The following is a 25,713-nucleotide window of genomic DNA, read 5'->3' on the forward strand; positions in this document are numbered from 1 at the left end:
AATCCTTGTTCTACCCTGGTGCTGGAAGGCTTCAGGGCCAGAGTGTCTGTCTTGGCAGACGTTGCCGATGTGGTTGATGTCCATGGGTACGGTTGACTACACGCCACATCCCGCGCAGCTGGAAGCAGAACATCCGGAACATCCGGATGTGGCCGCACTCCTTGTTACGGTAGGTTCTCCTCCGGTACCTGTACCTTTGCTGACAAAACCACAGGCAGACATCAGACGCTGGGCATTTTCGCTGTTGCAATAGGGACAGCCGGGAGTTTCATCCCGTTTCATTACCAGAGATTCAAACTTTCTGGAGCAGGACTGACAATGGTATTCATAGATGGGCATGGTATCCTCCCTTTTGTAAGTAGTTGAAAAATATAAAAAATCATTTTTTACAGGGTTGGCTGGTTGCGTGCTTGCCCTGATCCGGGTACCTGTATAAACCTTACTACAATAAGCACTCTGCTTCCGGAGTCAAAGAAGCTTATGGCTGTCTGAAGAGGAAGATTCTTCGGTATTATTTTCAAGCAGAGTTTCTTCACTCTCCGTCAGCACCATTCCTTTTTTCTGCGCCAGACGAAAGAGCGGTTGTGCCATTTCTATCTGTTTCTGACGGAAGCGGATCCGTGCCAGGCGGAGGGCAAATAAGCCATTGTCAGGTTCTTCCTTCAAGGCTTCTTCGCAGAAAGTAGCTGCTATATCCGGATTTTCTCCCTTCAGATCGAAGCATGCCCCCAGACCGGACAGTACACCAGGGTCCCTTGGCATGCGGCGCAGGGCCTGCCTGTACAGGGCAAAAGCGCGGGTAAGGTCATTGTGTTGAAAGCAGGCTTCCGCCAGATTTTTGAGAACGGGCCCGTTTTCTGGCTTTAGAGAATGGGCCTTTTCCAGGCAGGGAAGGGCTTCGGCAGTTTTGCCTTGCATCATAAGATTTTTCCCAAGGTGGAAGGCGCTTTCAAAGCTATCCGGATGAAGATGGAGAGCTTTTACAAAGCATTGTCTTGCTTTTTCTGTCTCTCCCTGCATCTCGTGAATCAATCCCTCATTGTACACGGGCATGGCCTCTGTGGGCTCTGCAGCATGGCTTCTGGCAAAGGCATCCAGTGCTTTGGGAAGATTCTGCAGCACACCAAAACAGACGCCAAGGCTGTTAAGAACATTGGCATTGTCAGGGTCCAGGGTCAGAGCGGCTTCATATTCGGCAATGGCGTCCTTGATATGGCCTTTCTGGTATGCCTCATCTCCGGAGATGTTGAGGCTCACGGCATCAAATTCTGCAACGGAGCCAGGGCCGAGAAGAAGACTGTGGGCCAGAGCTTTGCGACCATAGCCGATAGCCATGGAAGAAGAAAAGTTGGCCAGCGGATGGGAGTATATGCCTGCCGAAAGTAGGCCGTGCTGATGCTGTTTCAGTCTGTGAAAAATACACTTTGCCTCGGCAGATCCCTTCTGGTGCAAAAAAATAAAAAAGACATCCTGCTCCTGGGCAACGAGGATTTTTTTCTCCGGTGTGTCAGCAAGACCGGCAAGTTCCCTTTCCAGCTCAGGGCAGGGGCTCTCCGTTCGGAGGAGCATGATAGAAAAAGGAAGGCAGGACTCCTGCCCGATAACGGACAGGAGAGCTTTTGGATCCGGAAACCGTGCAGGTTCTTCCTTGATCGGCTGTGTGGCTGCCTGAGAAGGTGAGGGGGCTGCAGAAGGATCGGGATTCCCGTTGCTGCGGAGAAAAGGATCCGGGGATTCCTGTAGCAGGGCACTGGCCTTCATGGAGTCTCCTTTTGGGGGCGCTCATGGATGGATAGGGTTGAAAAAAGGGTGGCAAAGGCCTGAACAATGATAGCCGTTTCTTCTTCCTGCAGGGTGCGGACATCCATAAGAAAGGAATCTTCCTCCACCCGGCCCATGATGGGCGGTGTGTGACTGCGCAGTTGCCGTTCAAGGGCTGCGGCGGAAAGGTGAGAACACCGGATGACTACACAGCGGCTGGGAAGATCCTGAGTGGGCAGCGAGCCCCCGCCAGCTCTGGCTGTGCTTGGCTGGATACGGATATCCATTGCCGGAAGAGAAAGGGATCGAAGCTGGTCCTGAAGTTCTTGCGCTTTGCGGATGCAGGCGTTTTCTGAAAGGGTCAGCATTCGCAGGGTCGGGATAGTTGTGAGGGCTTTGGCTGGATCCCGGTACAGTCGTAAAGTTCCTTCCAGTGCGGCAAGGATCAGTTTGTCGATACGGAGGGCACGGGTCAGAGGATTGCTGCGAATGGTTTCGATCCAGGATTTTTTCCCCACAATTATACCGGCCTGAGGTCCGCCAAGGAGTTTGTCTCCGCTGAAAGTGACAATATCCGCGCCTGCTTCAAGGGATTCCTGTACGGTAGGCTCTTTGGTAAGGCCATAGGGAGAAAAATCAATGAAAGAACCGGAGCCGAGATCATCCATTACAGGGATTCCATGTTTGCGGCCCAGAGCGGCAAGGTCTTTCATGGAAACGGAAGCGGTAAATCCCATAATCTGAAAATTGCTGGTATGAACTTTGAGAAGAAGGCCTGTTTTTTCGCTGATGGCTGTTTCATAATCCTGAAGATGGGTCCGGTTGGTGGTACCCACCTCCTTCAGAATGGCTCCGCTTTTGGTCATGACGTCCGGGATGCGGAAGGAGCCTCCTATTTCCACTAATTCGCCCCGGGAGACGATGGCTTCTTTGTTTCGGGTAAGGGTGTCCAGACATAAAAGAACGGCTGCCGCATTGTTGTTGACAACCATGGCAGCCTCGGCTCCGGTGATCTCTGTGAGAAGGGAGGAAACGGCTGTGTAGCGCAGTCCCCGTTTCCCGGTGTCGAGATTGAGTTCGAGGTTGCTGTAGTGGTTCGCAACGGAGAGAATGTGCTGGAGGGCTTCTTCCGCAAGAAGGGATCGGCCCATATTGGTGTGAACGACAACACCGGTGGCATTGATGACTCTCCTTAGATTGGGCTGTATGGCTGCGGAGAACAGCGGATGGATTTCTGCGATGAGCCGGGGAATCTCGAGAGTGCTTATGTCCTGCAGCCTGCCTTCAAGGATAGCCCTACGCTTTGCCTCCAGAACCTGTCGGATAATGCGGGTTCTGAGGTTTTTGGGCAGATCCTCCCCGCAGCGGATATGGTCCGTTTCCAGAAGAAGGGTGTCTACTCCGGGAAGATGCCGCAAAAGTTGCTGGGTGCTCATGGGTTTTCTGTCAACTTTCTGCTGCCAGCCCTATCGGGAGGGCCCGGATTTCAGGTAAAGGACATTTTCCGGTTGCATACCAAAAACATCCATGGGCAGGGTGTCAATGAATTTTTCAAAGTCCGCAGGTGTCATGCCGATGACGGCCAGACGTTCTGTGATGCTCCCCTTGCTGGATTCCGGAAAAACACCGGACTGGAAGCGGGCCATGATGAGATCCGCAGCATGAACAATATAGGCAAGCCGACTGACCCCATGACCCTCTTCGGGTTTATGATGATGGCGGATGGCATGGATCAGACTTTCCGGAAAGGCCCATTTCAGTCCCAGCTTGGCACCCACTTCACAGTGATCCACTCCGAGGATGCGCCGCTCTACTTCAAGGATACGGTGTTTTTCATTCTTCATACCCCTGTAGAAAAGCGGACAGGCGGATGTGATATGCTGATCCAGCACAACCATGCCGATGTCATGCAGAAGTCCGGCCGTATAGGCCGTAGCCGGATGAACAATGCCCGTGGCAACGGCAAGGTGTTCCGCCACAACGGCAGTACCCATGGCATGGTGAAAGAGGCCGCCTTTGCAGAGCGAATATACGGAGTCGCTTTGCTTGTAAAAGGTTTTAAGTGCAGCTGAAATAATTGATTTAACGAGCGTTTGCTGGCCAAGCAGGACAAGTGCATCGTCAATGGACGCAACCTGATTCCGGCCCGCATAAAGGGCTGCATTGCACATACGCAGTGTTTGGGCCGTTATGACCTGATCTTTACGGACTTCCTTTGCAATATCCCTGAAATCAGCATCCTCGTAGGTGATCATCCGAAGAATTTTGAGGGCCACCTGAGGAATGGGTTTGAGGGCGGTGACACTGGCGGCAATGGCATCAGCGGAAGGAGGTTCGTAATGAAAGGCTTCCTCCGGATCCCGAAGAAGGCCGGAGGGATGGATGCGGGTTTTGCCACTGGTAAGGTTCAGTTCCAGTGTACAGGTGAAAAAACCGCCGGTTTCCGATGCAACAACAGGAACCTGGTACCGCTTCAACAGTTCATGGACCATTTCCGTTGTGCGGCCGCCTATGTCTAGGGCCATATCCTGTTCGCTCACTGGTCCCACCAGCGCACCTCCTGCTACGGTGGCCCGCATGTTATCGGGATGTGAACCTTTTTCAATGAGAGCTTTCAGGAAAGCGGGGACACCGGTGCTGGCATATTTACCCGGATGGGTGCCGGAAGATCCGGAGACAGGCTCGGGAAGCAGCATATGCAGAAGTCCTCCCACCCCTGCCACTGTGTCATAAATTGATACGCCCACACAGGTTCCCAGAAGGGCTTTGAGGATCAGTGGCTGGTTACCGGAAGCAACGAGAAATTGTCCCGAAGCAACGTAGTGGATGCTGGATTCCATAAATACTCCCATTGTTTACCGGCTTTTGCCGGAATATTGCAAAACGTTCCTACATACCATTTCAGAGGCGTTGGATTCAAGCCCGATTCCTGTACCCGGAAAAAAGACCTTGCCCTGTAAAATGTTCTCTGCAAATCTCTTCCGTTGGATACGGCAGGCAATGCCTTGCCGTTCTCTTCTGTATCGTGGTGAAGAATCACAGGTTTTTTTAAGAAAGGGTGTTGTGGCAGGCCGTTGATCTCTGTGAGCCCGTTTGTTGACGGGTTGGAGGGCGCCCAAGCCTGGTATGATTAACTCAATGTATACTATTTTGGAGGCTTTATGCATACGGCTGTTTCGTCCCGTCTTATTTTTGCCCTGGACTTTCCAGATTTTTTGTCCGCAGCTCCCGTACTTTCCATGCTTGCTGGGAAGGTGGGAGTGGTGAAAATCGGTCTGGAGCTTTTTTTAGGAGAAGGGCCTTCGATTGTAGAAAAAGTTCGGGAAAAAAGTGATGCCCTTGTTTTTCTGGACTTAAAACTCCATGATATTCCGGCTACCGTGGAAAGAAGTGTCCGGAATCTGAAAAGGCTGGGGGTAGATTATCTGACCCTGCATACGGCAGGGGGCAGGGAAATGCTGTCCAGAGCTGCGGATGCTGCCGGTGCGGAAATGAAATTACTGGGGGTAACGGTTCTTACCAGCAGCGGACCGGAGACACTGGAGCAGACGGGACTTATGCTGTCAGGATGCGGGGGTATGGAAAACCTTGTTCTGATAAGGGCCCTGCTTGCAAAAGAATGCGGTCTTGCCGGTGTGATATGCTCCGCCCATGAGGCCAGGGAGGTGAAAAGGGTGGGAGGGAACGTCTTTCTTGCCGTGACACCGGGAATCCGGCCTCTCTGGAGTCTGGGGCAAGGGGATGACCAGCGACGGGTAATGTCGCCGGGAACAGCCCTTAAGGCAGGGGCCGATATGCTGGTTGTGGGGCGTCCCATCCGGGATGCGGCGGATCCCGGATGGGCAGCAGACCAGATTCTTACGGAGATGGCAGCCGGATAAGGGCCAGGACAAAGAGCAGGACCGCCAGTATCAGTGCAAAACAGCACTGTTTTCTCGTAAACAATATCATGGTGTCAGCTTAATATGTTTTCTTCGGGCTTATCAAGACCGAAGCAGGTATGAAGAGCGCGGACGGCCAGTTCCGTATACTTTTCTTCGATGATGCAGGATATGCGGATTTCCGAAGTACTGATCATGAGCATGTTGATATTTTCCTCGCACATGACCGCAAACATTCTGGATGCCACACCGGAATGATTTTTCATCCCTACACCGATAACCGAAACCTTGGCAATATTGGGATCTGCCACCACTTCTTCCGCTCCGATTTCTTCGGCTACTTTTTTACTGATATCCAGTGCTTCCCGTATGTCGGTTTTGGGAACGGTAAAGGTGAAGTCCGTAATGTTGCCGGAACGGGTATTCTGGATGATCATATCCACAAGGATGCCGGCTTCGGCAATGGGGTTGAGAATTCTGAAGGCAATACCCGGACGGTCCGGAACTCCCTTAAGGGTAATTCTGGCTTCATTCTTATTGTAGGTAACGCCGGAAACCACCAGGCGTTCCATATCCGCATCTTCCTGCATTACCATGGTCCCTTCCTCCTCTTTGAAGGATGATCTGACGTGTACGGGCACGTTGTATTTTTTGGCAAACTCCACAGAGCGGATTTGCAGCACTTTGGCCCCCAGGCTGGCCATTTCCAGCATTTCATCGTAACTGACTCTGGAAAGCTTGCGGGCTTTTTTGCATATATTGGGATCCGTTGTGTATACTCCATCAACATCGGTATAAATTTCACAGGTTTCTGCTTTGAGGGCTGCGGCTATGGCCACGGCCGATGTGTCGGAACCACCACGACCCAGTGTGGTGATATTGCCATGGATATCCGCTCCCTGAAAGCCAGCCACAATAACAATCTGGCCGTCTTCCAACAGGGTCCGGATGCGGGATGCACCGATATTGAGAATACGGGCAGCCCCGCAGGAACAGTCTGTAATGACTTCCGCCTGAAATCCCAGAAGGGATGTGGCCCTGTATCCCATGGATGTAAGAATCATGGCCAGCAGAGCCACGGTGGTTTGTTCTCCCGTTGCCAGAAGAACATCCAACTCTCTTTTATCGGGTCGGTCACAGGCTTCCTGGGCCATGGCGATGAGTCTGTCTGTGGTTCCGGACATGGCGGAAAGAACGACCACCACGTTGTTACCGGCTTCATAGGTTTTGGCAACCCTGCGGGCAACATTCCGGAGCCGGTCTATGCTACCCACCGAGGTCCCCCCGTACTTCTGTACGATCAGTCCCATGACTGCGTTCCTCCTTCGAGGCTTGAAAAATATCGTTGTAGATGGATGCGCCGGGCTGAGGTCCGCTGCCGGTGCTTTTGTCCGAACCTAAAAAAAGCCTTTTCCTTCGGTTGCGTCAGGAGAGGCTTTTCTGAACGTATCTTTACATCGGTTTCAGGCCGGACGGCTGACTTGTTGCCAGCTCCTTACCAGATCCTGAAAATGAAGTCCAGAGGCCTGTGCGTGGATCTGTCTCTGGTTTTCTCCCTGGATGGCAATGTGGATCCGTATGTCAAAGATTTCCGTACTGTCCATGCGTTCTGCCCATTCCACAACGGTGACGGCCGGGGAAGCCATGAGTTCGGCAAGGCCGATGTCAAAAATTTCATCCGGGTGGGAGAGCCGGTAGAGATCGGCATGGTGAAGGGGCAGGCGGGCCTCATAGGAATGAATAAGGGCATAGGAGGGGCTGGTGACATAGATATGATCCGGAACACCGAGCCCCCTGGCCAGTCCCTGAACAAAATGGGTTTTTCCTGCGCCGAGATTTCCCGAGAGGGCAATGCGGCAGGGGCGCTGAATGAGACTTCCCAGCCTGCAGGCCATGCAAAGGCTTTCTTCTGGGGAGTTGCTGATGAGGGTGAGATTATTCATGGCCTGGGTTTTCCCGGTTGGGTGGTATACAGGTTGTCTGGATGATACGGGGTATGGTGTGGGCCACTTCCGATGGAAGATAGCCAATGGGTCCCTTGTTTTTTGCCAGGTGATCGCCAGCCAGACCATGGACATAGGCCGCCAGAGGAACCGCCTCGTCTGCAGGCAGGCCCTGAGCCATTAAACCTGCAAGAATACCGCAGAGAACATCTCCGGACCCACCTGTGGCCATGCCGGGATTGCCGCTGGTCACAATGCGGCAGAATCCTTCGGGTGTGGCTGCCACTGTGGATGCTCCCTTGAGAAGGATGTGGCAGCCGCTGTCTGTGGCAAGGCAGACGGCGGCTGCAATACGGTCCTGCTGAATGGCTGTTGAAGATGTTTGGCAAAGGCGGGCCATTTCTCCGGGATGGGGCGTGAGCACGGTGGTATGGGGCCGACGGCAGCATTTTTCCATCAGTTCAGGGTGGAGGGCAAGGAGATTCAGTGCATCGGCATCCAGCACAAGGGGCAGCGGGCAGTCCAGAAGCCTTTGCAGGATACGGGCAGCCGAGCTGCTGGTTCCCATGCCGGGACCTGCAGCGACCAGAGTCTTTCCTTCAAGAAGATCGGCAACACTCTGTAGGGCTGTGTCATCAAATCCTGTCCTGTTGTTACCCCCAACGGTATGGAGCATGACTTCCGGAGGGATGCCGGGCAGAGGAAGGGATGCTTCCGGTACCATAAGGCTAAGAAGGCCTGCTCCGGACCGTAAAGCTCCTGTTGCGGCGAGAACGGCAGCACCCCTTGTGTCCGGAGCTCCGGCCACCAGAAGAATATGGCCGAAGTTGCCTTTGTGGCTTTCCGGAGAGCGCATCGTAAGGATTTCTTTGGCCCATTCAGGATCGGTGCAGGCAAGATCGGACGGAATTTTCCCGTAGATGACCTCCGGAATACCGATATCCACCGTGTGCAGAATACCCCTGTGGCTCCGGCCGGGTTCCAGAAAATGACCGGGTTTGGCAAAGCCGAATGTGATGGTATGGTCTGACCGGAAGGCTGTTCCCAGCACATGACCCGTGTCCGCATGAATTCCCGATGGGATATCCAGGCTGATCAGGGATTTGCCGCTCTCCCGGACCGTATCTGTCAGGGTGGCAAAGTGTCCTTTGACATCACGGTCAAGGCCGATACCGAAAAGGGCATCCACAAAAAGGGCTGCCCGTTGGAGTGCGCCCCTGTGGCCTGCGAGGCGGCTGTCATTGTCAGCCGTGAGAACACAGCCCCCGGCTTTTTCGTAGAGACTGCGGTTGATGAGGCTGTTCTGGGTGAGTTTTTCCGGAGATCCTGCCAGCAGAACCGAAACCTGTGCTCCCCAGCCGAGAAGATAACGGGCGGTCACCCAGCCATCACCGCCGTTATTGCCGTTCCCGCAGAGGATGAGGATGGGGGTATCCCGCAAAGGATAGTGCTGCCGGATAATCCGGGCTGCTTCCCGGCCAGCCGTTTCCATGAGTATGCGGCCCGGAAGCCCGAATTCATCCATGGTGGCCCGGTCCATGGCTGCCATGGTGGAAGCTGTAACAATGCGGGCCATGCTCAGAGGTTCCTTATCAGCTCAGCCATGCGGCGCACGGCGTTTTCCATGCCCACAAGGGCTGCATGGGAAACAATGCTGTGACCGATACTGAATTCATCAATATCCTTAACACCTTTAAATGACTGAATGGTGCGGTAGCAGATTCCGTGACCTGCGTTAACGCCAAGGCCTATTTCTTTTCCCCTGCGGGCCGATCGGAGGATGGCGGTGAAGGCTTCTTCTTTTTCCAGAGAGTCGGTGGCGTCACAGAAGGTCCCTGTATGCAGTTCTACGGAGTCGGCACCGGCTGCATGGGCTGCCTCAATCTGGGAGATGGACGGGTCCACAAAAAGGCAGGCTGGGATCCCGGCACTTCGCAGGGTTTCAATGGCGTTGGTGACAGCTGCCTGCTGGCCGAGAACATCGAGACCGCCTTCCGTTGTCACCTCCTGTCTGCGCTCGGGGACGAAAGTTACCAGATCGGGGAGCACTTCCAGGGCAAACTCCAGCATCTCCGAGGTGGCAGCCATTTCCAGAATCAGGCGGGTCTGTACCGTATCTCTGAGGATGCGCACATCCCTTTCCTTGATATGGCGCCGATCTTCCCGCAGATGCACCACAATGGCATCGGCGCCGGCCAGTTCGGCAATGACAGCAGCGGCAACGGGGTCGGGATAATTGGTTTTTCGTGCTTCCCTGATGGTTGCAATGTGGTCCACGTTCACGGCAAGTTTGGGCATGAAAACCTCCTTCTCAGGCTCAGGGAGCAAGCCAGCCTGCAAGATCGTTGTTGTTTTCAAGCATACGGACAAGTTCCGTGCTTTTGGATTCCATGGCTGCTTCTGATTCGGGGCCTTGTTCGTGGTCATAGCCCATGAGGTGGAGAATGCCATGTACAAGAAGTTGGGTAAGGCGGATCATGGGGTCCATTTCCCATTCAAGGGCTTCCCTCATGGCTGTCTCCGTTGAAATGACCACGTCTCCCAGCAGATCGGGATTGATATGGCTGAAATCTCCGTCATGCATGGCAAAGGACAGCACATTGGTGGGTTTGTCCTGGTGACGGTATTCCATGTTGATTTCCCGCATGGCGGCATCGTCCACAAAAAGGAGTGATAGCTCGGCATCAGGACATCCCAAGGCGTTTAAGATGCGCGTCGCTTTTTGGATCACTTCCTTTTCCTTGAGGGGCATCAGATTCTGGGAGTTGTCGATCTGTATGGACATTTTTTTTCTTTGTTCCTCCGGGAGCAGCGCTTTCCGCATATTCAATGCGATGGTGGTAGATTCCTGTGAGAATTTTATTGAAACTGCGGGCTATTCTGTGAAGGTCTTTCAGTGTGATATCGCATTCATCCAGCTGGGAGTCGGAAAAGATGCTGTTAATCATTTTTTGTACCAGTCCCTGAATCCTTGCTGATGTGGGGTTTTCCAGAGTGCGGGAGGCTGCTTCCACAACATCAGCCATCATGACAATGGCGGCTTCCCGCGTCTGGGGTCTTGGACCAGGGTACCGGTAATCGTCGGCATTGACAGGATCTGCTTCTCCCTTGAGCATATTTGCCTTTTCATAGAAGAAACGGATAAGGCTGCGGCCATGGTGCTGGGCAATGATATCGGTAATGGCTTCTCCCAGTTTATGTTGTCTGGCCATACTGACCCCATCCCGTACATGGGTGATAAGGATAAGAGCCGACATGGAAGGAGCCAGTTTGTCATGACTGTTTTTACCGCCACCTTGATTTTCTATAAAGTAGAGAGGTTTGGATAGCTTGCCGATGTCATGGTAATAGCCGCCCACACGGGCCAGGAGCGAGTGAGCACCAATTTCAGATGCGGCTGCTTCTGCCAGCGTGCCTACAATCATGGCGTGGTTATAGGTCCCGGGAGCCTCCAGCATGAGACGCCGGAGCAGGGGTTGTTCGGGATTGGCCAGCTCCAGCAGTTTAATGTCTGTTGTGTAATCAAAGATAATTTCAAGAAGCGGGACGAGTCCAGCTGTAAGAATACCCGAGAGCATGCCACCCGTAAAGGCCAGGATAAGCATCCAGAAGAAGAGGGACAAGGAAATATTTTCCATCTGCAGCAAAAGGGCAAGGGCGAGAAAGATATGGAAAAGCCCCAGTTTCCATCCTGCCTTCACAAAAACTTTCCGTTCCTTGCAGTCCTGCATCCAGTATGCGCCCATGGCCCCGCTCAGGATAAAGAAAAGAGCCAGCGCAAGGTCCGCTTTCAGCACAATGGCTGTCAGGCTGCCCATGACCAGTGCAAAGGGCAGTGCCTGGGTCATGGTAAAAAAGAGACAGATAAGCATGGCGGCTCCGGCTACAGGCAGAACGATGAGCAGGGGCGTGGGAGAAGTAAAGCTGGCTGCTTCGCTGACCATGGGCAGGGTGAGAACCTGAAAGCCCTTAGCCATGGCAAGTACAGAAAGGAGCACTGTGGTTAGCAGAAACATGTTTTTGTTAGGATTGCGGCTCTGGGATAGGGGACGACGGAAGCATAGGCAGTAAGCCGTAAGAAGAATGAGGAGTGAAAGAAATACGTTTCCTGCATTGCTTCGGAAGATGTCCTGAGTGCGGATCTGAGAGGCTAGTGCGTCAAGTTTTATTTTGTGCACTGGCGTTACTCGTTCACCTTCCCGGAGAAGCATTTCTCCAGCCTTAATCTGGTACAGAACCGGTTTTACCGTGCTGGTAGCCTCTCTGGTTCTTTTCTGGGTCTCACTGCGGTTAAGGGTGATATTGGGCCGTATGAGACGTTGGCTGAGATCCACAATGAGATTGATCTGGTTGTAATGCATGCCCCGCAGCAGGGGTTCTCCCACAATGCGCACCATGGTTCGGGCCTGATCCGGTCCATAAAAGCGGCGGAGATTGGTTTCGGTGGTTTCTTTATCGCTTTCAAGGGTACGAAGGGTGACCCCTCTGTCCTGTTCATCCAGAAGAACGGTTTTGTTGGCTACCACACCGTTTTCATAAATTGCCCGCAGGATTTCCGTTATTTTGTCTTCGATGTTTTGAGAAAAGGCTTCTCTTTCCAAAAGCCGAAAAGCGCCTTCGCTGACGGGGATTCCGAGGAGATTTTCGAAGCGTGGTTTGGCTGTCCATACCTTTTGGGAACGCAGAGCATCCATGGAAAGAGGTGCGGTTTCTCCGGAGGGCAGGGGGACGGGTTCTTCCAGAAGCTGGCGCATTTCATGGAACCCTGCTTGAACATTGGCAATGACCTTGGGTCCCAGGCCTTCATCCAGATCATAGACTACGCGTACAGAGGCAGCGGCAAGCTGTCGGCTGGTTTCCGTGGCCTCACTGTTTTCAATGATAAAATTCCTGGGAGCCTTGATATTACGGGGAGCCACATCACCAACGTCCAGGTGGTACTGGAGGGATGGCATATCGGGGACCATGAAAAGGGAAAGGGATACAAGTATGATGCAAAGCAGGCCCAGTCGGATACCCGTGTGGGTGACGAGGAAACGGGTTATGGCTTTTTTCTGATGGGAGAAGTTTCTCATGATTGTTCCGGAGGGAGAGTCTCCGTACCGGTCTCCTTTGCCTGAAGTTTTTCATAGGCATCGATGATGCGCCGGACAATATGATGACGAACCACATCTTTTTGATGGAAAAAGGTAAAGGCTATGCCTTCCGTACCCTGGAGAATGTCCATGGCCTGGAGGAGGCCGGATTTTTTTCTTGAGGGAAGATCAATCTGAGTGACATCTCCCGTAACGATGGTTCTGGAGTTGAAGCCGATGCGGGTAAGAAACATTTTCATCTGCTCTGCTGTTGTATTCTGGGCTTCATCCAGAATAATAAAGGCATCGTTCAGAGTCCGGCCCCGCATGAAGGCAAGGGGAGCCACTTCAATAACACCCTGCTGGATAAAGGCTTCTGCCTTTTCAAATTTCATCATGTCATGCAGGGCATCATAAAGTGGCCGGAGGTAGGGATCTATTTTTTCCGCCAGATCACCGGGAAGAAAGCCCAGGGATTCGCCGGCTTCCACAGCGGGCCGGGTGAGAATGATCCGGCTGACTTCCCCCTTTGTCAGGGCTGCTACGGCCATGGCCATGGCAAGATAGGTTTTTCCGGTGCCGGCAGGGCCGATGCCAAAGACAATATCATGGGAACGAATGGCGTCGATGTAGCTTTTCTGACTGGGGTTTTTGGGTGTGACACAGCGTTTTTTTGCTGTAATATAAATGGTGTCCAGAAAAATTTTTTTGAGATCCACTTTGTCGTTGGCCTGGATAGCCTGCACGGCATAGTCGATGTCGTTGGGGTAAACAGGGTAGCCACTGCGCATGAGTCCATAGAGCTGGTCCAACACCTGTCGGGCCAGCTCTATCTGACTGGGCTCTCCTTCCAGTATCAGTTTATCTCCTCTGGAATGAAGTGAGATGGCAAGGCTGGAAGCAATACGGTGGAGGTTGCGGTTTTGTTCACCAAACAGCTGGCGTGCCAGCAGGGGATCATCAAAGGAATGGCTTGCCTGGGTCTGCTCGTTCTTTTGGTTTTTCATACCTGTTCGGCGGTGTGCGCCGTCCTGTGTTGATGAGTGCCGGGGGCAGAAAGCACACGGCCCCAATCCCCGCGAAACTTTAGGGGGTGGGGCTGGGTGGGTCTGGCAATCCGGCCAGAGTCGTCTCTGCGACACTCCTTTCATAGCATATTCTGTTTTCCAAAGGCAAACACGAGAAGCCAGGAAAAGCAAAGCCCTGTTATTGACGCCACATGGGGGATCTGTTACGAAAATATGGCTGTTTTCCGATATCTTCGTATTTAAAATTGAAAGGTTGCCAGGTGTTTCATGGCGTTTTATAAAGCAGGTAAGCGTATGGTTTTTTAACCCTCTGGGCAGAAAGATGAGGCAGGATGAATCCGCTTGATATGGGTATTCTTTGTATTGTGGGATTTTGTCTGATCCGCGGTATTTTTCGCGGTCTGATCCGGGAGGCCTCCTCCATAGTCGGTGTTCTTGCTGGGTTTTATGCGGCCTTTACCTATTACCCCTTATTAACAGATAAAATAGCGACCTGGTTTGCCGAGCCTGATATGGCAAGAATGTTGGCTTTTCTGGCTATCTTCCTTGGTGTTTTTATGACGGTTGCCCTTCTGGGAGCTCTGCTCCGTACGGTTCTTTCCGTGGTCTTTCTGGGTTGGGTGGATCGTCTGGCCGGAGGCGGTTTTGGTTTTGTAAAAGGGATTCTCATTGTTTCTGTTCTTCTTGTGGCGCTGGCGTCCTTTCTGCCAAGGGAGAATCGTCTTCTGGCAGAGTCAGGTCTGGCTCCCCGTGCCATGGTAATTTCTGAAGGGCTTGTGTCCATGGTGCCGCAGGAATTAAAAGATCAGTTTCATGATAAAGTCAGCTCGCTGAGAAATGCATGGCCGGAAAAGGAAAAGGGACGTTTTGAAAAATGAACTGAGTGACGTGTGGAGTGCAGAATGCTCGCTGGTGTCTTTATGGCAGATTCTCAAGCGTCTGCGGGGTGAAGGTGGGTGCCCATGGGATCAGAAACAGACTCCTGAGTCTATGATTTCATACTTTTTCGGTGAAAGCTATGAGCTGGCCGATGCCGTTGACGAGGGCCGTCCGCAGGAGGTATGTGAGGAGTTGGGAGATGTTTTGTTCCAGCTCCTTTTCATTGCCTTTCTTTATGAAGAAAAAGGAGCGTTCCGCTTACAGGATGTGTTGAGAGCCATTGAAACCAAGCTGATCCGGCGTCATCCCCATGTGTTTGGCGAAGAAAAACTGGATACCGTGGAAGCGGTGGCACAGCGATGGGAAGAAATCAAGGGTGTGGAAAAGATGGAAAACAGCCGTCAATTTTCTGTTCTGTCTGGTATCCCCCGCAGTCAGCCATCCCTTGCCCTTGCCATGGAAGTTTCCCGAAAAGTGGCTACGGTTGGTTTTGACTGGCAGAAAGAAGAGCAGGTCTGGGAAAAGGTGAACGAAGAGATGGCGGAATTCCGTCAGTCTCTTGATCAGAATGACCCGGATCAGGCGGCTATGGAGTTTGGAGATCTGCTGTTTTCTCTGGTGAATGTGGCCCGTTTCCGGGCAATCGATCCTGAGCAGTCCCTTACGAATATGGTGGTCAAATTTACCCGTCGTTTCCAGCATATGGAGGCGGCACTTCTGGATGCAGGAAAACAGGCCGCCGATCAAGGCCCGCAAGAACTGGAACGCTTATGGCAGGCGGCTAAGGCCTGTGAGCTGAAGGAATAAAACATGATTGCTGTGGTGGATTATGATGCAGGAAACCTGACCAGTGTGGGCAGAGCCCTTGCCCATCTTGGCCAGAAGTATGTGATTACCCGGAACCATGATGAAATTATGGGGGCTGACAGGGTCGTATTTCCCGGGGTGGGGGCAGCGGCTTCCGCCATGGAGAGCCTGCGCAGGTATGGCCTTGCTGATGTGTTGAAAAGGGTGCTGGCTTCGGGCCGACCGCTGCTGGGTATCTGCCTGGGAACCCAGATCATAACCGGTTACAGTGAAGAAGGGAGTGTCCCTTGTCTGGATCTGATTCCGGGAAGAGTGAGAGCCTTTCCCCTTGCCATGACAGAGGATGGAGGCAGGCCGTTAAAGATTCCCCATATGGGATGGAATACGGTGGTTGTCCGGAAGCCTCATCCCGTTCTGCAGGATATGGAAGAGGGGGATGCCTTTTATTTTGTCCATGGCTACTATCCGGAGCCTGAAAACAGGGAGCATATTCTGGCCACCACGGCCTACGGCATTGATTTTGTTTCCGCCATGGGATTCGAAAACCTTGTGGCTACTCAGTTCCATCCGGAAAAAAGTGGGGAGCCCGGCCTGAGGCTGTTGGATCACTTCTGCCGCTGGGAGGGGCGTCCATGAAAAGTACCATGACCAAGCGTATCATTCCCTGTCTTGATGTGCGTGAAGGCAGAACCACCAAAGGTGTGAAGTTTGAAAACAATGTGGATATCGGCGATCCGGTTGAAATGGCCCGTCATTATTATGAAACCGGTGCCGATGAGCTGGTTTTTTATGATATTACGGCATCCCATGAAAAACGGGGTATCATGATTGATGTGGTGCGCAGGGTGGCGGAAACCATTTTTATTCCCTTTTCTGTGGGCGGTGGCATTGCGTCTGTGGCGGATATGAGGGATGTCCTGCTGGCAGGTGCAGAAAAGGTCAGTGTCAATTCTGCTGCCATCCGGAGTCCGGAGATTATTGCCAAAGGTGCTGATGCCTTTGGCAGTCAGTGTATTGTGGTGGGAATGGATGTGAAAAAAGTTGAGAAGAGCGAAACCATCCCTTCCGGATATGAGATGGTGATCCATGGAGGAAGAACCTTTACGGGTATGGACGCCCTTTTCTGGGCAAAGGAAGTCCATCGCCTGGGAGCAGGAGAAATCTGCCTGAACTCCATTGATGCGGACGGAACCCGTGATGGGTATGAATTAGCACTGACCGCCATGATCTCCGGGGCTGTTTCCATTCCGGTGATTGCTTCCGGCGGAGGCGGTACTCCTTTACACCTGGAAAAGGTGTTGACCGAAGGCAGGGCGGACGCGGCACTGATTGCTTCCATGGTCCATTATGGGGATTACACCCTGCCCGGCATCAAAGATCATCTCCATGCTGCCGGTATTCCCGTCCGGCGGCGGTGGTAACACCCCGCATCCGGCATGGAGATGCCGTTTTCTGAGGTATGAGTCTTCTATGGCTGTCTGGCGGTTAGCAAGGCAGTCATGTCAGAAGAAATCTCCCCTTCGGAATTTTTCCACTTCCACTCTTGCCAGAAGGGCCGTTCGGCGGGCAAGGGTCTGTGCCGGGTCTTCTTCTGTTTCAGCGCTTTCCTTGAAAAGGGATTCCGCATCCCGGCCCAGCTTTTCCACCATGGGTTCCAGATCTTTCAGATCCTGAATGGGATTCAGGAGGGCTGAGCTGAAATGATCCATAAGACTGACAAGATTCCGGGTACGATCTTCCACGGAAGAATCAAAAAGAGTACCCATTCCCATGGCTCTGGGAGGAGGCAGGGGCGTTTGTGCTTTCAGAGTCTGCATGCTGGAAGATGTCATGGGATTCATGGCCGTTTTAAGGGCATCCTGAAAATCTGTGCCCTGGGTTTTATGGCGCAGATCTGTTTCCGTATTCCGGATATCAGGGGCCGGTGTATATTCGGGGCGGTTTGTAATGCGGTCCATACGGCCTCCTTGGTCAAAGGAAAATCATGTTCGTTTGATAATTTAGCAAATGTGGTGCCAGAGTAAAAGCCTTTGGGCCTGCCGCCTCTGTTTTTTGGGTTCCGTTGATAACATGAGCCCTGATAAAGCAAGAGGTACCGCGTAGAGTTTTTTCTGTAGTTTATAGGTCATGGTTATCAGAAAAGGTCTGTGAGTGTACCCGTGGGGAGGAAGGGGAAGCGAACCCGGTAGGAAAAAAGTTCCTACCGGTAAGGCATGAGTAGAAAGGAGGGGAAGTTTTTTCTATATCATGGAATCTCTGTGGGCAGAAAGCATGGCTTTGGCAATTCGTTCAGGATCCGGTGTATAAGTACCGCTTTGGATCTGATGTTTCAGCCGTTCAATACGTTCCGACCGGAAATCCTCCACTGATGAGGCTTTTGTCTCGCGGATCTCCATCCGTTCCCGTGAGTTGGAGGAAAGGCTTACTTTGTCAGCTCGGTTTTCTGCTCCTGCCTTTTGGTTTTCTTTTGTTTTTTCACGAACCTGCTGCGTTTCTTTTGACAGCGAGGCACTTTTTATGCCTGAGAGCATGGTATGGATTTTCATAATTTCCCCCCTTCCTTTCCTTATTTGCCATGTATGCCCGAAAACCGTTTTTATAATTCTGGTATGAAAATCATACGGGATACAGAGAAAAACAGCTTTTGGCCAGACACTACCACGTTATATTCGGCGGTTTTGGGTCTCCGCGGTTGTGCCTGCCAGACGTTTCAGCACAATATCCGCATCTTTCAGTGAAACACTCCGTGTTGTCTTCCGGTTCCGGTCATCCAGCGTATTGTAAACAAACTTTTGCTCGCTGTCTTCTCTGACAGAAGAGCTGGTTTTCCAGCTTTCTTCTTCCGGAAGGGGGTATCTGTTTGTACCCGTGGAATCCTGGGGACCGTCTTTGGTTATTCTTTCAACAATATCCGATGTGATTTTCTGGATCATGCTTTCCCTCTTGCCTTCGGCGGAGAGAAGGGTCGGATCTTCCTTGGTCTCAAGGGGCTGTGACGGAGAAGAGTCGTCAGCCAGCCGCTTACGGGTGATCTGCTGACTGTAAAGCTTCAGGACATTGTGTATCTGATAGCCGGGTACATGCATGGCCTTCTCCTTATAGTCTGTTGTCCCTATCGGCGTCTGAAAAGGAGAGCTTTAGATTTTTTTTAAAGGAATTCTTCCGGACAGATAGTAGGAGAAATTGTTGCAGAAAGTCAAGCCATGTAGAGATCCCGGTAGATACGGACGAAACGCTCGTGGCTGTCAAAGGCCAGAGGAGGGAGGGCCGTCATGGGAAAAAATGCCAGATCCATGGCATCATCTCCGGAGGCAGGTTCCCCTGAAAAGGTTCGGATAAGAAAGCCTGTGATGAGAACCGCACCGTACATGGCGCTGGGGTGGGCCGTCACTCCGATGAGTTTATGGATTTTGCCACGGAGGCCTGTTTCTTCAAAAAGCTCTCGTAAAGCTGTGTCTTCGGGGCTTTCTTCCAGTTCCATGAAGCCCCCTGGCAGGCACCACTCCCCTTTTTTAGGGGGGACGGCACGGCGGACCAGCAGAAGACGGTTCTCTGTATCGATAACCAGAGTACAGGCCGCAGGTATGGGGTTTTCATAGAGAATTTTGCCGCATTCACGGCAGCAGGAACGGATACGGCCCTCCGTTGTTCGTTGCTCCAGAAGACCAGAGCAAAAAGGGCAGAATTTTTTGGCTGGCATGACTTTTCCCCGATGATTGATAAAGCCATGCCGGGAGGGAGTTACTCCCGGCGGCTAGTGGGCTGACTAAATAAAGCATGGCAGGGCTGCAAGGCTGTGAACAGAGGTAAGTTTTCTGTTACTACCGGTTTGTATCCGTCATAGCGTTCTGATTCTCATGGCCAGGCAGGTTGCAGCACGGCGCCAGGTGGAGGGAGGCAGCCATACGGAAACGATAGCAAGGGATTACTCGTCAAAGTCGCCTTCAGGTCCCTTGTCTGTGTCCATGAGGGAGGCTTTGTGAATGATTTTTTCTTTTGTCCAGTTTAAAGGGTCCTCTATGCGTTCGGCTTTGGGACCGGGATCGAAGCTCTGTTTTTCAAGAATTTCTTCCATGACCAGGTTTGCCGTGTCTTTTGCATTGAAAACATTGACCAAAAGATCATAGGTGAAGGCTTCAATGCGTGCGACCATGCGGTCCCGGATTTCCTTTGGCTGTCCGAGGATTTTGTTTTCAAAGGGAAGATTGAGTTTTTTAAAGTTGCTTCCCTTGATATCCCTTTCATCAGCATAGGCTTTCATTTCCGTCCAGAGGCTGTCATCAAGCCCCTCACCGGCAAGTTTTCTGACATCTCCTTTTTCATCCATCACCGCATTACCAAAGGGATTGACCTCCATACCCCAGCCGATCATCTGCAGGGCTGTGGCTACATTGGCTTTGGTGGTGGCGGTTTCCTTTGCGATGCGACGGAGTTTTTCCGCATCATTGCCAGAAGTGCCGTGCTGAGCACCGGAAATTTTGTAGGGAGCAAGGGCCTTGTGAATTTTTTCGGTCAGTTCGATCTGTATGCCGTCTTCACTGGCCTCTATGCCATGGGTGGTGCCGTTATTCAGGGCGATCCAGTTGGGGAAAATACCGTGTGCGTTGAGCCCCTGAATAAGGAACAGTGCTTCTTCGGGTGTGGAGAGTCCTTGATTCCCCTTGATTTCTCCTACTTCCGTTTCCAGTCCTGCCCAGGAGGGGATGAGGTCGGCAACGGCAATATTTGTCAGAAGATTGAGATCATCGGGCATGTGAGAGGCATCAATGGCAATGGATGTGATGCCAGCTTCAAACAGGGACGGGATTTCCCTGCGGGCACCGGGGAGGTCTTCTTCTTTTTTGATGCCGTAGTGGTCGGCGTGTATGGCCACGGGGATGGTAATGTTCAGCTCGTTGGCAATGGCATCCACCTGCCGGGCCATGTTCCACAGGCTTACGGGGCAGTAGGCATCTGCTCCTCCTTCGGATCGGGCGATTTCTATAATGATAGCTGCATTGGCCTTCTGGGCTGCCAGCAGTACACCCCGGATGATGATATGGCTTCTGGCATTGGCAGCGATGGTCATGCACTGGCCTTTTCGAATCATGGCATTGTCAATGTATTTACCACTGACCAGAAGCGCTTTGGAATTGGGGAAAAGGCGGGTGATATTCGGCGGACGGCCTACTTTGACGGCCTTTTCAAAATCCGCATTGTACAGGGTCATGGAAATCTCCTTGGGGTTGGGTTGCTTTCCCATTTTGGCAAAGGGGTTATGGAAAGGCAGGCAGGGTGCCTGCTTTATTATGTAAAAAAGCCAGTCAGGTTTCTTTATAAGGAAGAATGCTTTGAATATCAAGCACCGCAGGAGAGAATGCTTGTTACCAGCACAGGGGTTAAAAAGGTGAGAATCACTCCTGAAAAAAGAGCAACGAGGGCATACTCTTTTCCAGTGAAGCGTACAATAACGGGCAGTGTGGTATCCATGGCCGTGGCCCCGCCTGCCGCTATGCCCGAAAACCTGCCGCAGTAGCGCACCAGAAGGGGGGTGGCCGTGAGAGCCACAATTTCACGAATGATATTGGAGAGAAGGGCAATGAGACCAAGGGTTTCTCCGGCCATCTGTGAAATGAGAATGCTGGACAGAGAGTAATATCCCAGACCGGCCCCTATGGCGGCGCCTTCCTGAAAGGTAAGGGGCAGGAAAAGGGCGGCTACCATTCCCGGAAAAAGAATGGAGCCAGTGGCGATGGCAAGGGGCAGGAGGAGAAGGGTGGGCCGGATACGGCGTACCATGCTCATGGTTTCCTTTTTGCTGCCAATTCCTGCTCCCACAAGAAAAAGGAGGAGGTACAATGCCGCAAGGGACAGCTGTTCCGCCGGTATGGTGTGGGAAAATGGTAGAAAAAGGGCTGCGGTTAGCCCAAGGATAAAGGCGGCAATGATTTTCAGGCTACCCATTATCAGCCTTTTGGGTCCGCGGATGGGATCCGGTTCTGAAAAGAAAGTGGTAGAGCGGCCAGACAAGAATGATGCTGCCCGCTGTGGCCGCAAGGCTGAGAACAAGGGCAAAGAAACCGGTGGTCCCTGCCATGGAAAGAATTTCCGGCTGCAACCCGGTGGAAGCTCCTAGAAAAAACAGTAGAAGATAAACTGCCCAGGAGGCAGCATGGTCAGACGCTTTCAGCAGGTGGGTTCTGTTCCGGAGAAGAAAACCAGCCACAAGTCCTGTGCTGAGAAAAAAAAGAACATTTTCCATAAAAAGCGGTAAGGCCTCCTGTCAACGGGTTCGGTGTATGGTACCACATGATGGTGAATGAAAATCTCACTTCTTGTTCAGGGCCATACACGAGGCATGAATCCATGTCAACGGAGTTGCATTTCTGAGGTCCAGTAAGGGTTTTCTGGCGGCAGAAGGCAAAAATCCATTGAGGGCCAGGGTCTGCAGAAGGAGTGGCTTGGGTGGAGTGCCATAGCAAGGAAAGAAAAGCTTTATATTGAAGCAGGAGATGGGGCGGATCGGATACAGCATTGTTGAATTCGTACGGACAGTCATTCCATAAGGATGTCATTTTGGTTATATAGTCAGAATAAGAGTAGGGTGAATTTATCGTATACCATATATCAGAAAACCGGAGAGAGCAAAAAAACGTCAGGTAGATTAAGGAAGGAGTTGCATGCAGCTTAGAAAATTGATTGGTGGAATGGTTGTGGGTTTTGGGCTTTGCTGGGGCATATCCCTCCGTCCCGGCTGGGCAGGGGATGCCGCCATGGCTCTTCAGGAGGCGCATCAGGCCCAGGCAGCCATGGATATTCTCATGGAGGAGATGGCTGTGGCTCGGGCGGATTTCAGGCGCTTGCAGATGGAGGCGGAAGTCCTTGTCTATGAAAACCGCATTCTGGACGAACGTCTGGATGTGCAGGAGAAGAAGCGGAAGCAACGGAAGGCTGTAGGTGGGGATACTCTGCGTTTTACCCGTCATGTGGAATGGGTTATGGGTGAGCTTGCTGAACGGATGGGGTTGCGTATGGATTTTCTTCCTCCCTTTCGTATGGAAAGTCGCATAGAGCGGCTGGATGCCTTTCGCTCTATGCTGGTAAATGCTGAAAAATCAACGGAAGAACGGTTTTATGCGGCCCTTGATCTTCTGGAAGCAGAACTGAATGTAGGGATTTTTCCGGATGTGGTTTCCGGATCCATGGAGCAGGAAGGTGAGGTTGTGCGGGGTAGTCTGCTGCATTTGGGGGCAGCAGGACTTTTCTTCCTCAGCCCGGATGAGAGAAGGGCTGCCAGATGGTGCGCGGATAAAAAGACTTTTCTGATGTTGGACCGGAGCGAAGCAAGGCTTGTCAGTCAGGCCTTTGCCATGGTGGAACGCCGTATGCCTGCAGAAGTGGTGTTGCTTCCTGTCATGTCCGAGGTGCCCTGATGTGCTTCCTGTGGAGATGGGGCCTTTGGCTTATGATCTGTATGATGGCTGGGAACCTGTACGCTTCACCCCAGGATGGGCCGTTGCTGCGCCTTAAAGAGGATGCCGCCATGCAAAGGGTGTTGCTGGAACAGGAAAAAAAGGCGCTTGGGGAACGGCGAAGTCTCCTTGAGGAGACGGTGTATCGGCTGGAGGTGGAAAACCGGAAAAAGAAGCAGGCTCTGGATCTTCTTGTGGCGGAGACCCGCAGGGCGGAAGAGGAAAGGGCCGCGCTGCGCAGTACGGAAACCGCGGTGATGGCATCCATGGCCGAAGCAAGGGAGCGTTTTGTCACTCTGTTGGGCGCTGGTATTACCTTGCCCCTGAGGCCTCTGGATCCGAAGGGTGAAGACCCGGAGGAAGAGGTTCGTTTTTTCATTGAATCCCTGTTATTTCACCTTGACGCTGCCGATGGCATTGGGCGTGAGGTTCACTCTTTCACCGCTGGAGATGGCATGACGGAGGAGGCTTTTGTGACCCGGGTGGGCGCTCTGGCTCTGCTGGGTCATAACGGTGAGGGCCGTTTTTTTTTCCTGACTCCACGGGAAGATCAGAGACAATACATGGAGGCGCAGCGGGTGCCTGGGTTCCGGGAACGCCGCATCGTCAGGCAGTTTATGGAAGGGCAGGGCTTCCTTTTGCCGGTGGATCTTTCCGGTGGCAGCGTTTTGTCCGGCTCTTCGGGCCATGTGGCTTTTGCCGACCGACTGCGTGAGGGCGGCCTCCTGATCTGGCCCATTGTCCTGCTGGGAGTAACGGGCGGGCTGCTTTTTGTGCAGAGGGCCTTTTTTCTTTTCAGGCTTTCTTTCTCCCATGGCCGGACGGAAGATCTGATTGGCCTTGCCCTTGAAGGAGACCGGAATCACCGGAATGGGAAAAGCCGGAGAAGCCCGGCTTTTGATGTGGTGGCAAAGGCTGTGAAGATGCGCCATGAGCCTCCTGCCGTGAGGGAACAGGCCGTGGAAGGCGCGGTGGCATCCTGGGCGGATAGCATGGAGAAAGGGCTTGCCAGTCTGGGGGTTATGGCAGCTCTGGCACCCATGCTCGGGCTTCTGGGAACGGTTACGGGCATGATGGCCTCCTTCAGGGTGATGAGCCGTATGGGAGCGGGAGATATCCGGCTTATGTCCGGAGGAATTTCAGAGGCTCTGGTGACAACCCAGTGGGGACTTGCCGTTGCCGTACCTCTGATGCTGGCCCATCATCTCCTTGCCCGCAGGGCGGAAAGACTGGCTCTGGAGGCGGAAGACAGAGGTGCCGAAGCTCTGGTTCTGCTGGAAAATGACTGTCACAGAGGGGCAGGGAAGCCTGCCCGGACAACCGGAAACGGCAGCGAGGAGTCATGCTGATGATGCCGGATTGGATAAGCGCATTCTGGCATGCATGGCTTGAAGGCGGATTCTGGATCTGGCCGCTGGCTCTGATGGCTTCATCCATATGGGCTCTGGGACTGAAAACACTGTGGGATATGAGGTTTTCCCAAAGAGATGATTTCCCGCCGGATTTTCCGGGATATCGTATACGGGCGATCCGTGTACTGTCTGCGGCAGCTCCCCTTCTGGGACTTCTGGGTACGGTTTCTGCCATGACAGGTATCTTTACGGGGCTGGAGGCGGGAGGTTTTGCAGGGGATCGTGCCATGGCAGGAGGCATTGCCCAGGCCCTTGTCAGTACCCAGGCCGGATTGTTGACCGCCATACCGGGAGTTTTTCTGGCTCATGTGCTGGAGTTGCGCCAGCGGTCTGAAAAAGGGAGAATGTGGGAATGAAACGGGCATTGCGTCAGCGTCGGAACCGAAATGTACCGGGATTGGACATGGCGCCTCTTCTGGATATGATTTTTATTTTGCTGATTTTTTTTGTGGTACATGCCAGCTTTATCCGGGAGACAGCCGTACCCATCGAAAGGCCTTCTGCCCGGAGTGCGGTCAATTCGGATCAGGTCCGGCTGGTGCTCACTGTCGATGCGGCGGGAACCGTCTATCTGGAGGACAGGGCGGTGGATCCGGGAGTTCTTCGAGGACGGATGCAGGATTTTGCTTCTAAAAATCCGGGAGCCGTTGTGGTGGTGGCTGCCGACAGGGATGCGGCTTCCGGAGCCCTGATCCGGGTGCTGGATATCTGTCGGCTGGCTGGGGTCCAGCATCTTGCCCTTGCGGCAAGGAGGCCTCTGTGAAACAGGTGGTTGTCTGGCTGGTGTGCTGGTTGCTGGGGCTGGGGCTGGCCCTTGTTGTTTTCGGTGTGTTTCTTCTGTCTGGAGGGCACCGGGCTTCCGTGCCCGTATGGGAGGGAACTCCCTTTCTTCTTCAGACGGATTTGTCCCCTTTCATGGAGGAGTCCGCTGTCAGGCGCTCGGAATCTCCTCCCGCCGTGCCGGAGCTGGGTGAAGATCTTCCGGATATTCAGGGTTTTACCCTGCCTCCGGCCTTCGACCCCGCCTTACCTGAAGTTTCCCTGAATTGGATGGATACGGAAAGCAGAGTATTGTTGCCCGATGCAGCAGATCTGCCTGTTTTCCCGGCCGGGAACAGTGCCTCTGGAGAGAAGGGGCTGTCTGGTTCGATTGTGTACGGTCCTGGAGAGCTGGATGAGATTCCCTATCCCGTTCACCGGGTGATTCCTCCTTTTCCCCAAGCTGCTAGAAGGCAGGGTATCCGTCAGGGAAGGGTACGATTGCTGCTTGAAGTGGACAGCAGTGGCCGGGTACGGGAGATTCAGGTACTGGAGGCGGATCCGCCCGGTTATTTTGAAGGTGTTTCCGTGGATGCGGTGAAAAGGTGGCGCTTTACACCTGGCAAAGTGGACGGGTTGGATGTGCGTACCCGTTTTGAGCTGCCCATACAGTTTGGAGATGAGAAATCGTGAAAAAAGGCCGAAGCTTTCTGACTG

28 protein-coding genes are annotated in these 25,713 nt (G+C 52.8%); 10 read left to right on the forward strand and 18 right to left on the reverse strand.

All coding sequences use genetic code 11. The features are described from left to right. Positions 1 to 96: 96 nt before the first annotated feature. The 4 genes from OOT00_RS00585 to OOT00_RS00600 form a co-directional block, all read right to left on the reverse strand. Complete coding sequence (locus OOT00_RS00585) at positions 97 to 339, reverse strand: FmdB family zinc ribbon protein (RefSeq protein WP_265423342.1); 243 nt, start codon at positions 337 to 339, stop codon at positions 97 to 99. Positions 340 to 468: 129 nt separating this feature from the next. Further along, complete coding sequence (locus OOT00_RS00590; protein ID WP_265423343.1) at positions 469 to 1,761, reverse strand: tetratricopeptide repeat protein; 1,293 nt, start codon at positions 1,759 to 1,761, stop codon at positions 469 to 471. After that, positions 1,758 to 3,197, reverse strand: coding sequence for an L-seryl-tRNA(Sec) selenium transferase (gene selA, locus OOT00_RS00595; protein WP_265423344.1), 1,440 nt, complete (start codon positions 3,195 to 3,197; stop codon positions 1,758 to 1,760). The genes OOT00_RS00590 and selA overlap by 4 nt, the downstream gene beginning before the upstream one ends. Before the next feature lie 30 nt (positions 3,198 to 3,227). Continuing rightward, positions 3,228 to 4,601, reverse strand: a complete 1,374-nt coding sequence (locus OOT00_RS00600; protein ID WP_265423345.1) for an HDOD domain-containing protein — start codon at positions 4,599 to 4,601, stop codon at positions 3,228 to 3,230. A 321-nt stretch (positions 4,602 to 4,922) separates the two neighbouring features. Here OOT00_RS00600 and pyrF point away from each other — a divergent pair, with 321 nt between their 5' ends. Next, positions 4,923 to 5,642 (forward strand): orotidine-5'-phosphate decarboxylase, encoded by a 720-nt coding sequence (pyrF, locus tag OOT00_RS00605; protein WP_265423346.1) that lies wholly within the window; start codon positions 4,923 to 4,925, stop codon positions 5,640 to 5,642. Positions 5,643 to 5,716: 74 nt separating this feature from the next. Here the strand turns inward: pyrF and OOT00_RS00610 are convergent, their stop codons facing one another. From OOT00_RS00610 to OOT00_RS00640, 7 genes are all read right to left on the reverse strand, one after another. Then, positions 5,717 to 6,952: an aspartate kinase gene (locus OOT00_RS00610; RefSeq protein ID WP_265423347.1), complete on the reverse strand. Its 1,236-nt coding sequence runs from the start codon at positions 6,950 to 6,952 to the stop codon at positions 5,717 to 5,719. Positions 6,953 to 7,105: 153 nt separating this feature from the next. Continuing rightward, complete coding sequence (tsaE, locus tag OOT00_RS00615) at positions 7,106 to 7,585, reverse strand: tRNA (adenosine(37)-N6)-threonylcarbamoyltransferase complex ATPase subunit type 1 TsaE (RefSeq protein WP_265423348.1); 480 nt, start codon at positions 7,583 to 7,585, stop codon at positions 7,106 to 7,108. Continuing rightward, a complete protein-coding gene (locus tag OOT00_RS00620; protein WP_265423349.1) occupies positions 7,578 to 9,161 on the reverse strand; it encodes an NAD(P)H-hydrate dehydratase in 1,584 nt (527 codons plus the stop codon). The genes tsaE and OOT00_RS00620 overlap by 8 nt, the downstream gene beginning before the upstream one ends. Before the next feature lie 2 nt (positions 9,162 to 9,163). After that, positions 9,164 to 9,883, reverse strand: a complete 720-nt coding sequence (locus OOT00_RS00625; RefSeq protein ID WP_265423350.1) for a pyridoxine 5'-phosphate synthase — start codon at positions 9,881 to 9,883, stop codon at positions 9,164 to 9,166. A gap of 19 nt (positions 9,884 to 9,902) precedes the next feature. Then, positions 9,903 to 10,316, reverse strand: a complete 414-nt coding sequence (ybeY, locus tag OOT00_RS00630; RefSeq protein ID WP_265423351.1) for an rRNA maturation RNase YbeY — start codon at positions 10,314 to 10,316, stop codon at positions 9,903 to 9,905. Then, positions 10,270 to 12,660, reverse strand: a complete 2,391-nt coding sequence (locus OOT00_RS00635; RefSeq protein ID WP_265423352.1) for an HD family phosphohydrolase — start codon at positions 12,658 to 12,660, stop codon at positions 10,270 to 10,272. Before OOT00_RS00635 ends, ybeY begins: the two co-directional genes overlap by 47 nt. After that, positions 12,657 to 13,667 carry a PhoH family protein gene (locus OOT00_RS00640; RefSeq protein ID WP_265423353.1) on the reverse strand — a complete coding sequence of 337 codons (1,011 nt, stop codon included), beginning with the start codon at positions 13,665 to 13,667 and terminating at the stop codon, positions 12,657 to 12,659. Before OOT00_RS00640 ends, OOT00_RS00635 begins: the two co-directional genes overlap by 4 nt. Before the next feature lie 353 nt (positions 13,668 to 14,020). On the opposite strand from OOT00_RS00640, the gene OOT00_RS00645 reads away from it, so the two are divergent. From OOT00_RS00645 to hisF, 4 genes are read left to right on the forward strand one after another with little or no spacing between them, the layout of a single operon-like run. After that, entirely contained in the window at positions 14,021 to 14,566 is a 546-nt protein-coding gene (locus tag OOT00_RS00645) for a CvpA family protein (protein WP_265423354.1), read from the forward strand. Further along, complete coding sequence (mazG, locus tag OOT00_RS00650; RefSeq protein WP_265423355.1) at positions 14,556 to 15,374, forward strand: nucleoside triphosphate pyrophosphohydrolase; 819 nt, start codon at positions 14,556 to 14,558, stop codon at positions 15,372 to 15,374. Before OOT00_RS00645 ends, mazG begins: the two co-directional genes overlap by 11 nt. Before the next feature lie 3 nt (positions 15,375 to 15,377). Further along, on the forward strand, positions 15,378 to 16,010 hold the full coding sequence (gene hisH / locus OOT00_RS00655) for an imidazole glycerol phosphate synthase subunit HisH (protein WP_265423356.1): 633 nt from the start codon (positions 15,378 to 15,380) through the stop codon (positions 16,008 to 16,010). After that, a complete protein-coding gene (gene hisF, locus OOT00_RS00660) occupies positions 16,007 to 16,795 on the forward strand; it encodes an imidazole glycerol phosphate synthase subunit HisF (protein WP_265423357.1) in 789 nt (262 codons plus the stop codon). The genes hisH and hisF overlap by 4 nt, the downstream gene beginning before the upstream one ends. A gap of 81 nt (positions 16,796 to 16,876) precedes the next feature. Here the strand turns inward: hisF and OOT00_RS00665 are convergent, their stop codons facing one another. The 7 genes from OOT00_RS00665 to OOT00_RS00695 form a co-directional block, all read right to left on the reverse strand. Next, entirely contained in the window at positions 16,877 to 17,332 is a 456-nt protein-coding gene (locus tag OOT00_RS00665; RefSeq protein ID WP_265423358.1) for a hypothetical protein, read from the reverse strand. 282 nt (positions 17,333 to 17,614) lie between these two features. Continuing rightward, positions 17,615 to 17,920, reverse strand: coding sequence for a flagellar biosynthesis anti-sigma factor FlgM (gene flgM / locus OOT00_RS00670; RefSeq protein WP_265423359.1), 306 nt, complete (start codon positions 17,918 to 17,920; stop codon positions 17,615 to 17,617). A 117-nt stretch (positions 17,921 to 18,037) separates the two neighbouring features. Beyond that, positions 18,038 to 18,460, reverse strand: coding sequence for a DVU0524 family FlgM-associated protein (locus OOT00_RS00675; protein ID WP_265423360.1), 423 nt, complete (start codon positions 18,458 to 18,460; stop codon positions 18,038 to 18,040). Between the two features lie 110 nt (positions 18,461 to 18,570). Then, positions 18,571 to 19,074, reverse strand: a complete 504-nt coding sequence (locus OOT00_RS00680; protein WP_265423361.1) for an NUDIX hydrolase — start codon at positions 19,072 to 19,074, stop codon at positions 18,571 to 18,573. 225 nt (positions 19,075 to 19,299) lie between these two features. Next, positions 19,300 to 20,583: a class II fructose-bisphosphate aldolase gene (locus OOT00_RS00685; protein WP_265423362.1), complete on the reverse strand. Its 1,284-nt coding sequence runs from the start codon at positions 20,581 to 20,583 to the stop codon at positions 19,300 to 19,302. 128 nt (positions 20,584 to 20,711) lie between these two features. Then, entirely contained in the window at positions 20,712 to 21,317 is a 606-nt protein-coding gene (locus OOT00_RS00690) for a LysO family transporter (protein ID WP_265423363.1), read from the reverse strand. Next, complete coding sequence (locus OOT00_RS00695) at positions 21,310 to 21,615, reverse strand: LysO family transporter (protein WP_265423364.1); 306 nt, start codon at positions 21,613 to 21,615, stop codon at positions 21,310 to 21,312. The genes OOT00_RS00690 and OOT00_RS00695 overlap by 8 nt, the downstream gene beginning before the upstream one ends. A 418-nt stretch (positions 21,616 to 22,033) precedes the next feature. Between OOT00_RS00695 and OOT00_RS00700 the strand changes: the two genes are divergently transcribed. The 5 genes from OOT00_RS00700 (at position 22,034) to OOT00_RS16310 (ending at position 25,689) form a co-directional block, all read left to right on the forward strand. After that, the gene (locus OOT00_RS00700; RefSeq protein ID WP_265423365.1) at positions 22,034 to 22,786 is read left to right on the forward strand and encodes a DUF3450 family protein; all 753 of its coding nucleotides are present in this window, start codon (positions 22,034 to 22,036) and stop codon (positions 22,784 to 22,786) included. 83 nt (positions 22,787 to 22,869) lie between these two features. Further along, on the forward strand, positions 22,870 to 24,174 hold the full coding sequence (locus OOT00_RS00705) for a MotA/TolQ/ExbB proton channel family protein (protein WP_265423366.1): 1,305 nt from the start codon (positions 22,870 to 22,872) through the stop codon (positions 24,172 to 24,174). Further along, entirely contained in the window at positions 24,174 to 24,593 is a 420-nt protein-coding gene (locus OOT00_RS00710) for a MotA/TolQ/ExbB proton channel family protein (RefSeq protein ID WP_265423367.1), read from the forward strand. The genes OOT00_RS00705 and OOT00_RS00710 overlap by 1 nt, the downstream gene beginning before the upstream one ends. Continuing rightward, positions 24,590 to 25,000: an ExbD/TolR family protein gene (locus OOT00_RS00715; RefSeq protein ID WP_265423368.1), complete on the forward strand. Its 411-nt coding sequence runs from the start codon at positions 24,590 to 24,592 to the stop codon at positions 24,998 to 25,000. Before OOT00_RS00710 ends, OOT00_RS00715 begins: the two co-directional genes overlap by 4 nt. Continuing rightward, complete coding sequence (locus OOT00_RS16310; RefSeq protein WP_265423369.1) at positions 24,997 to 25,689, forward strand: energy transducer TonB; 693 nt, start codon at positions 24,997 to 24,999, stop codon at positions 25,687 to 25,689. The genes OOT00_RS00715 and OOT00_RS16310 overlap by 4 nt, the downstream gene beginning before the upstream one ends. Positions 25,690 to 25,713: the final 24 nt, after the last annotated feature.

It is taken from the genome of Desulfobotulus pelophilus (assembly GCF_026155325.1).
In the GTDB taxonomy this organism is placed as follows: domain Bacteria; phylum Desulfobacterota; class Desulfobacteria; order Desulfobacterales; family ASO4-4; genus Desulfobotulus; species Desulfobotulus pelophilus.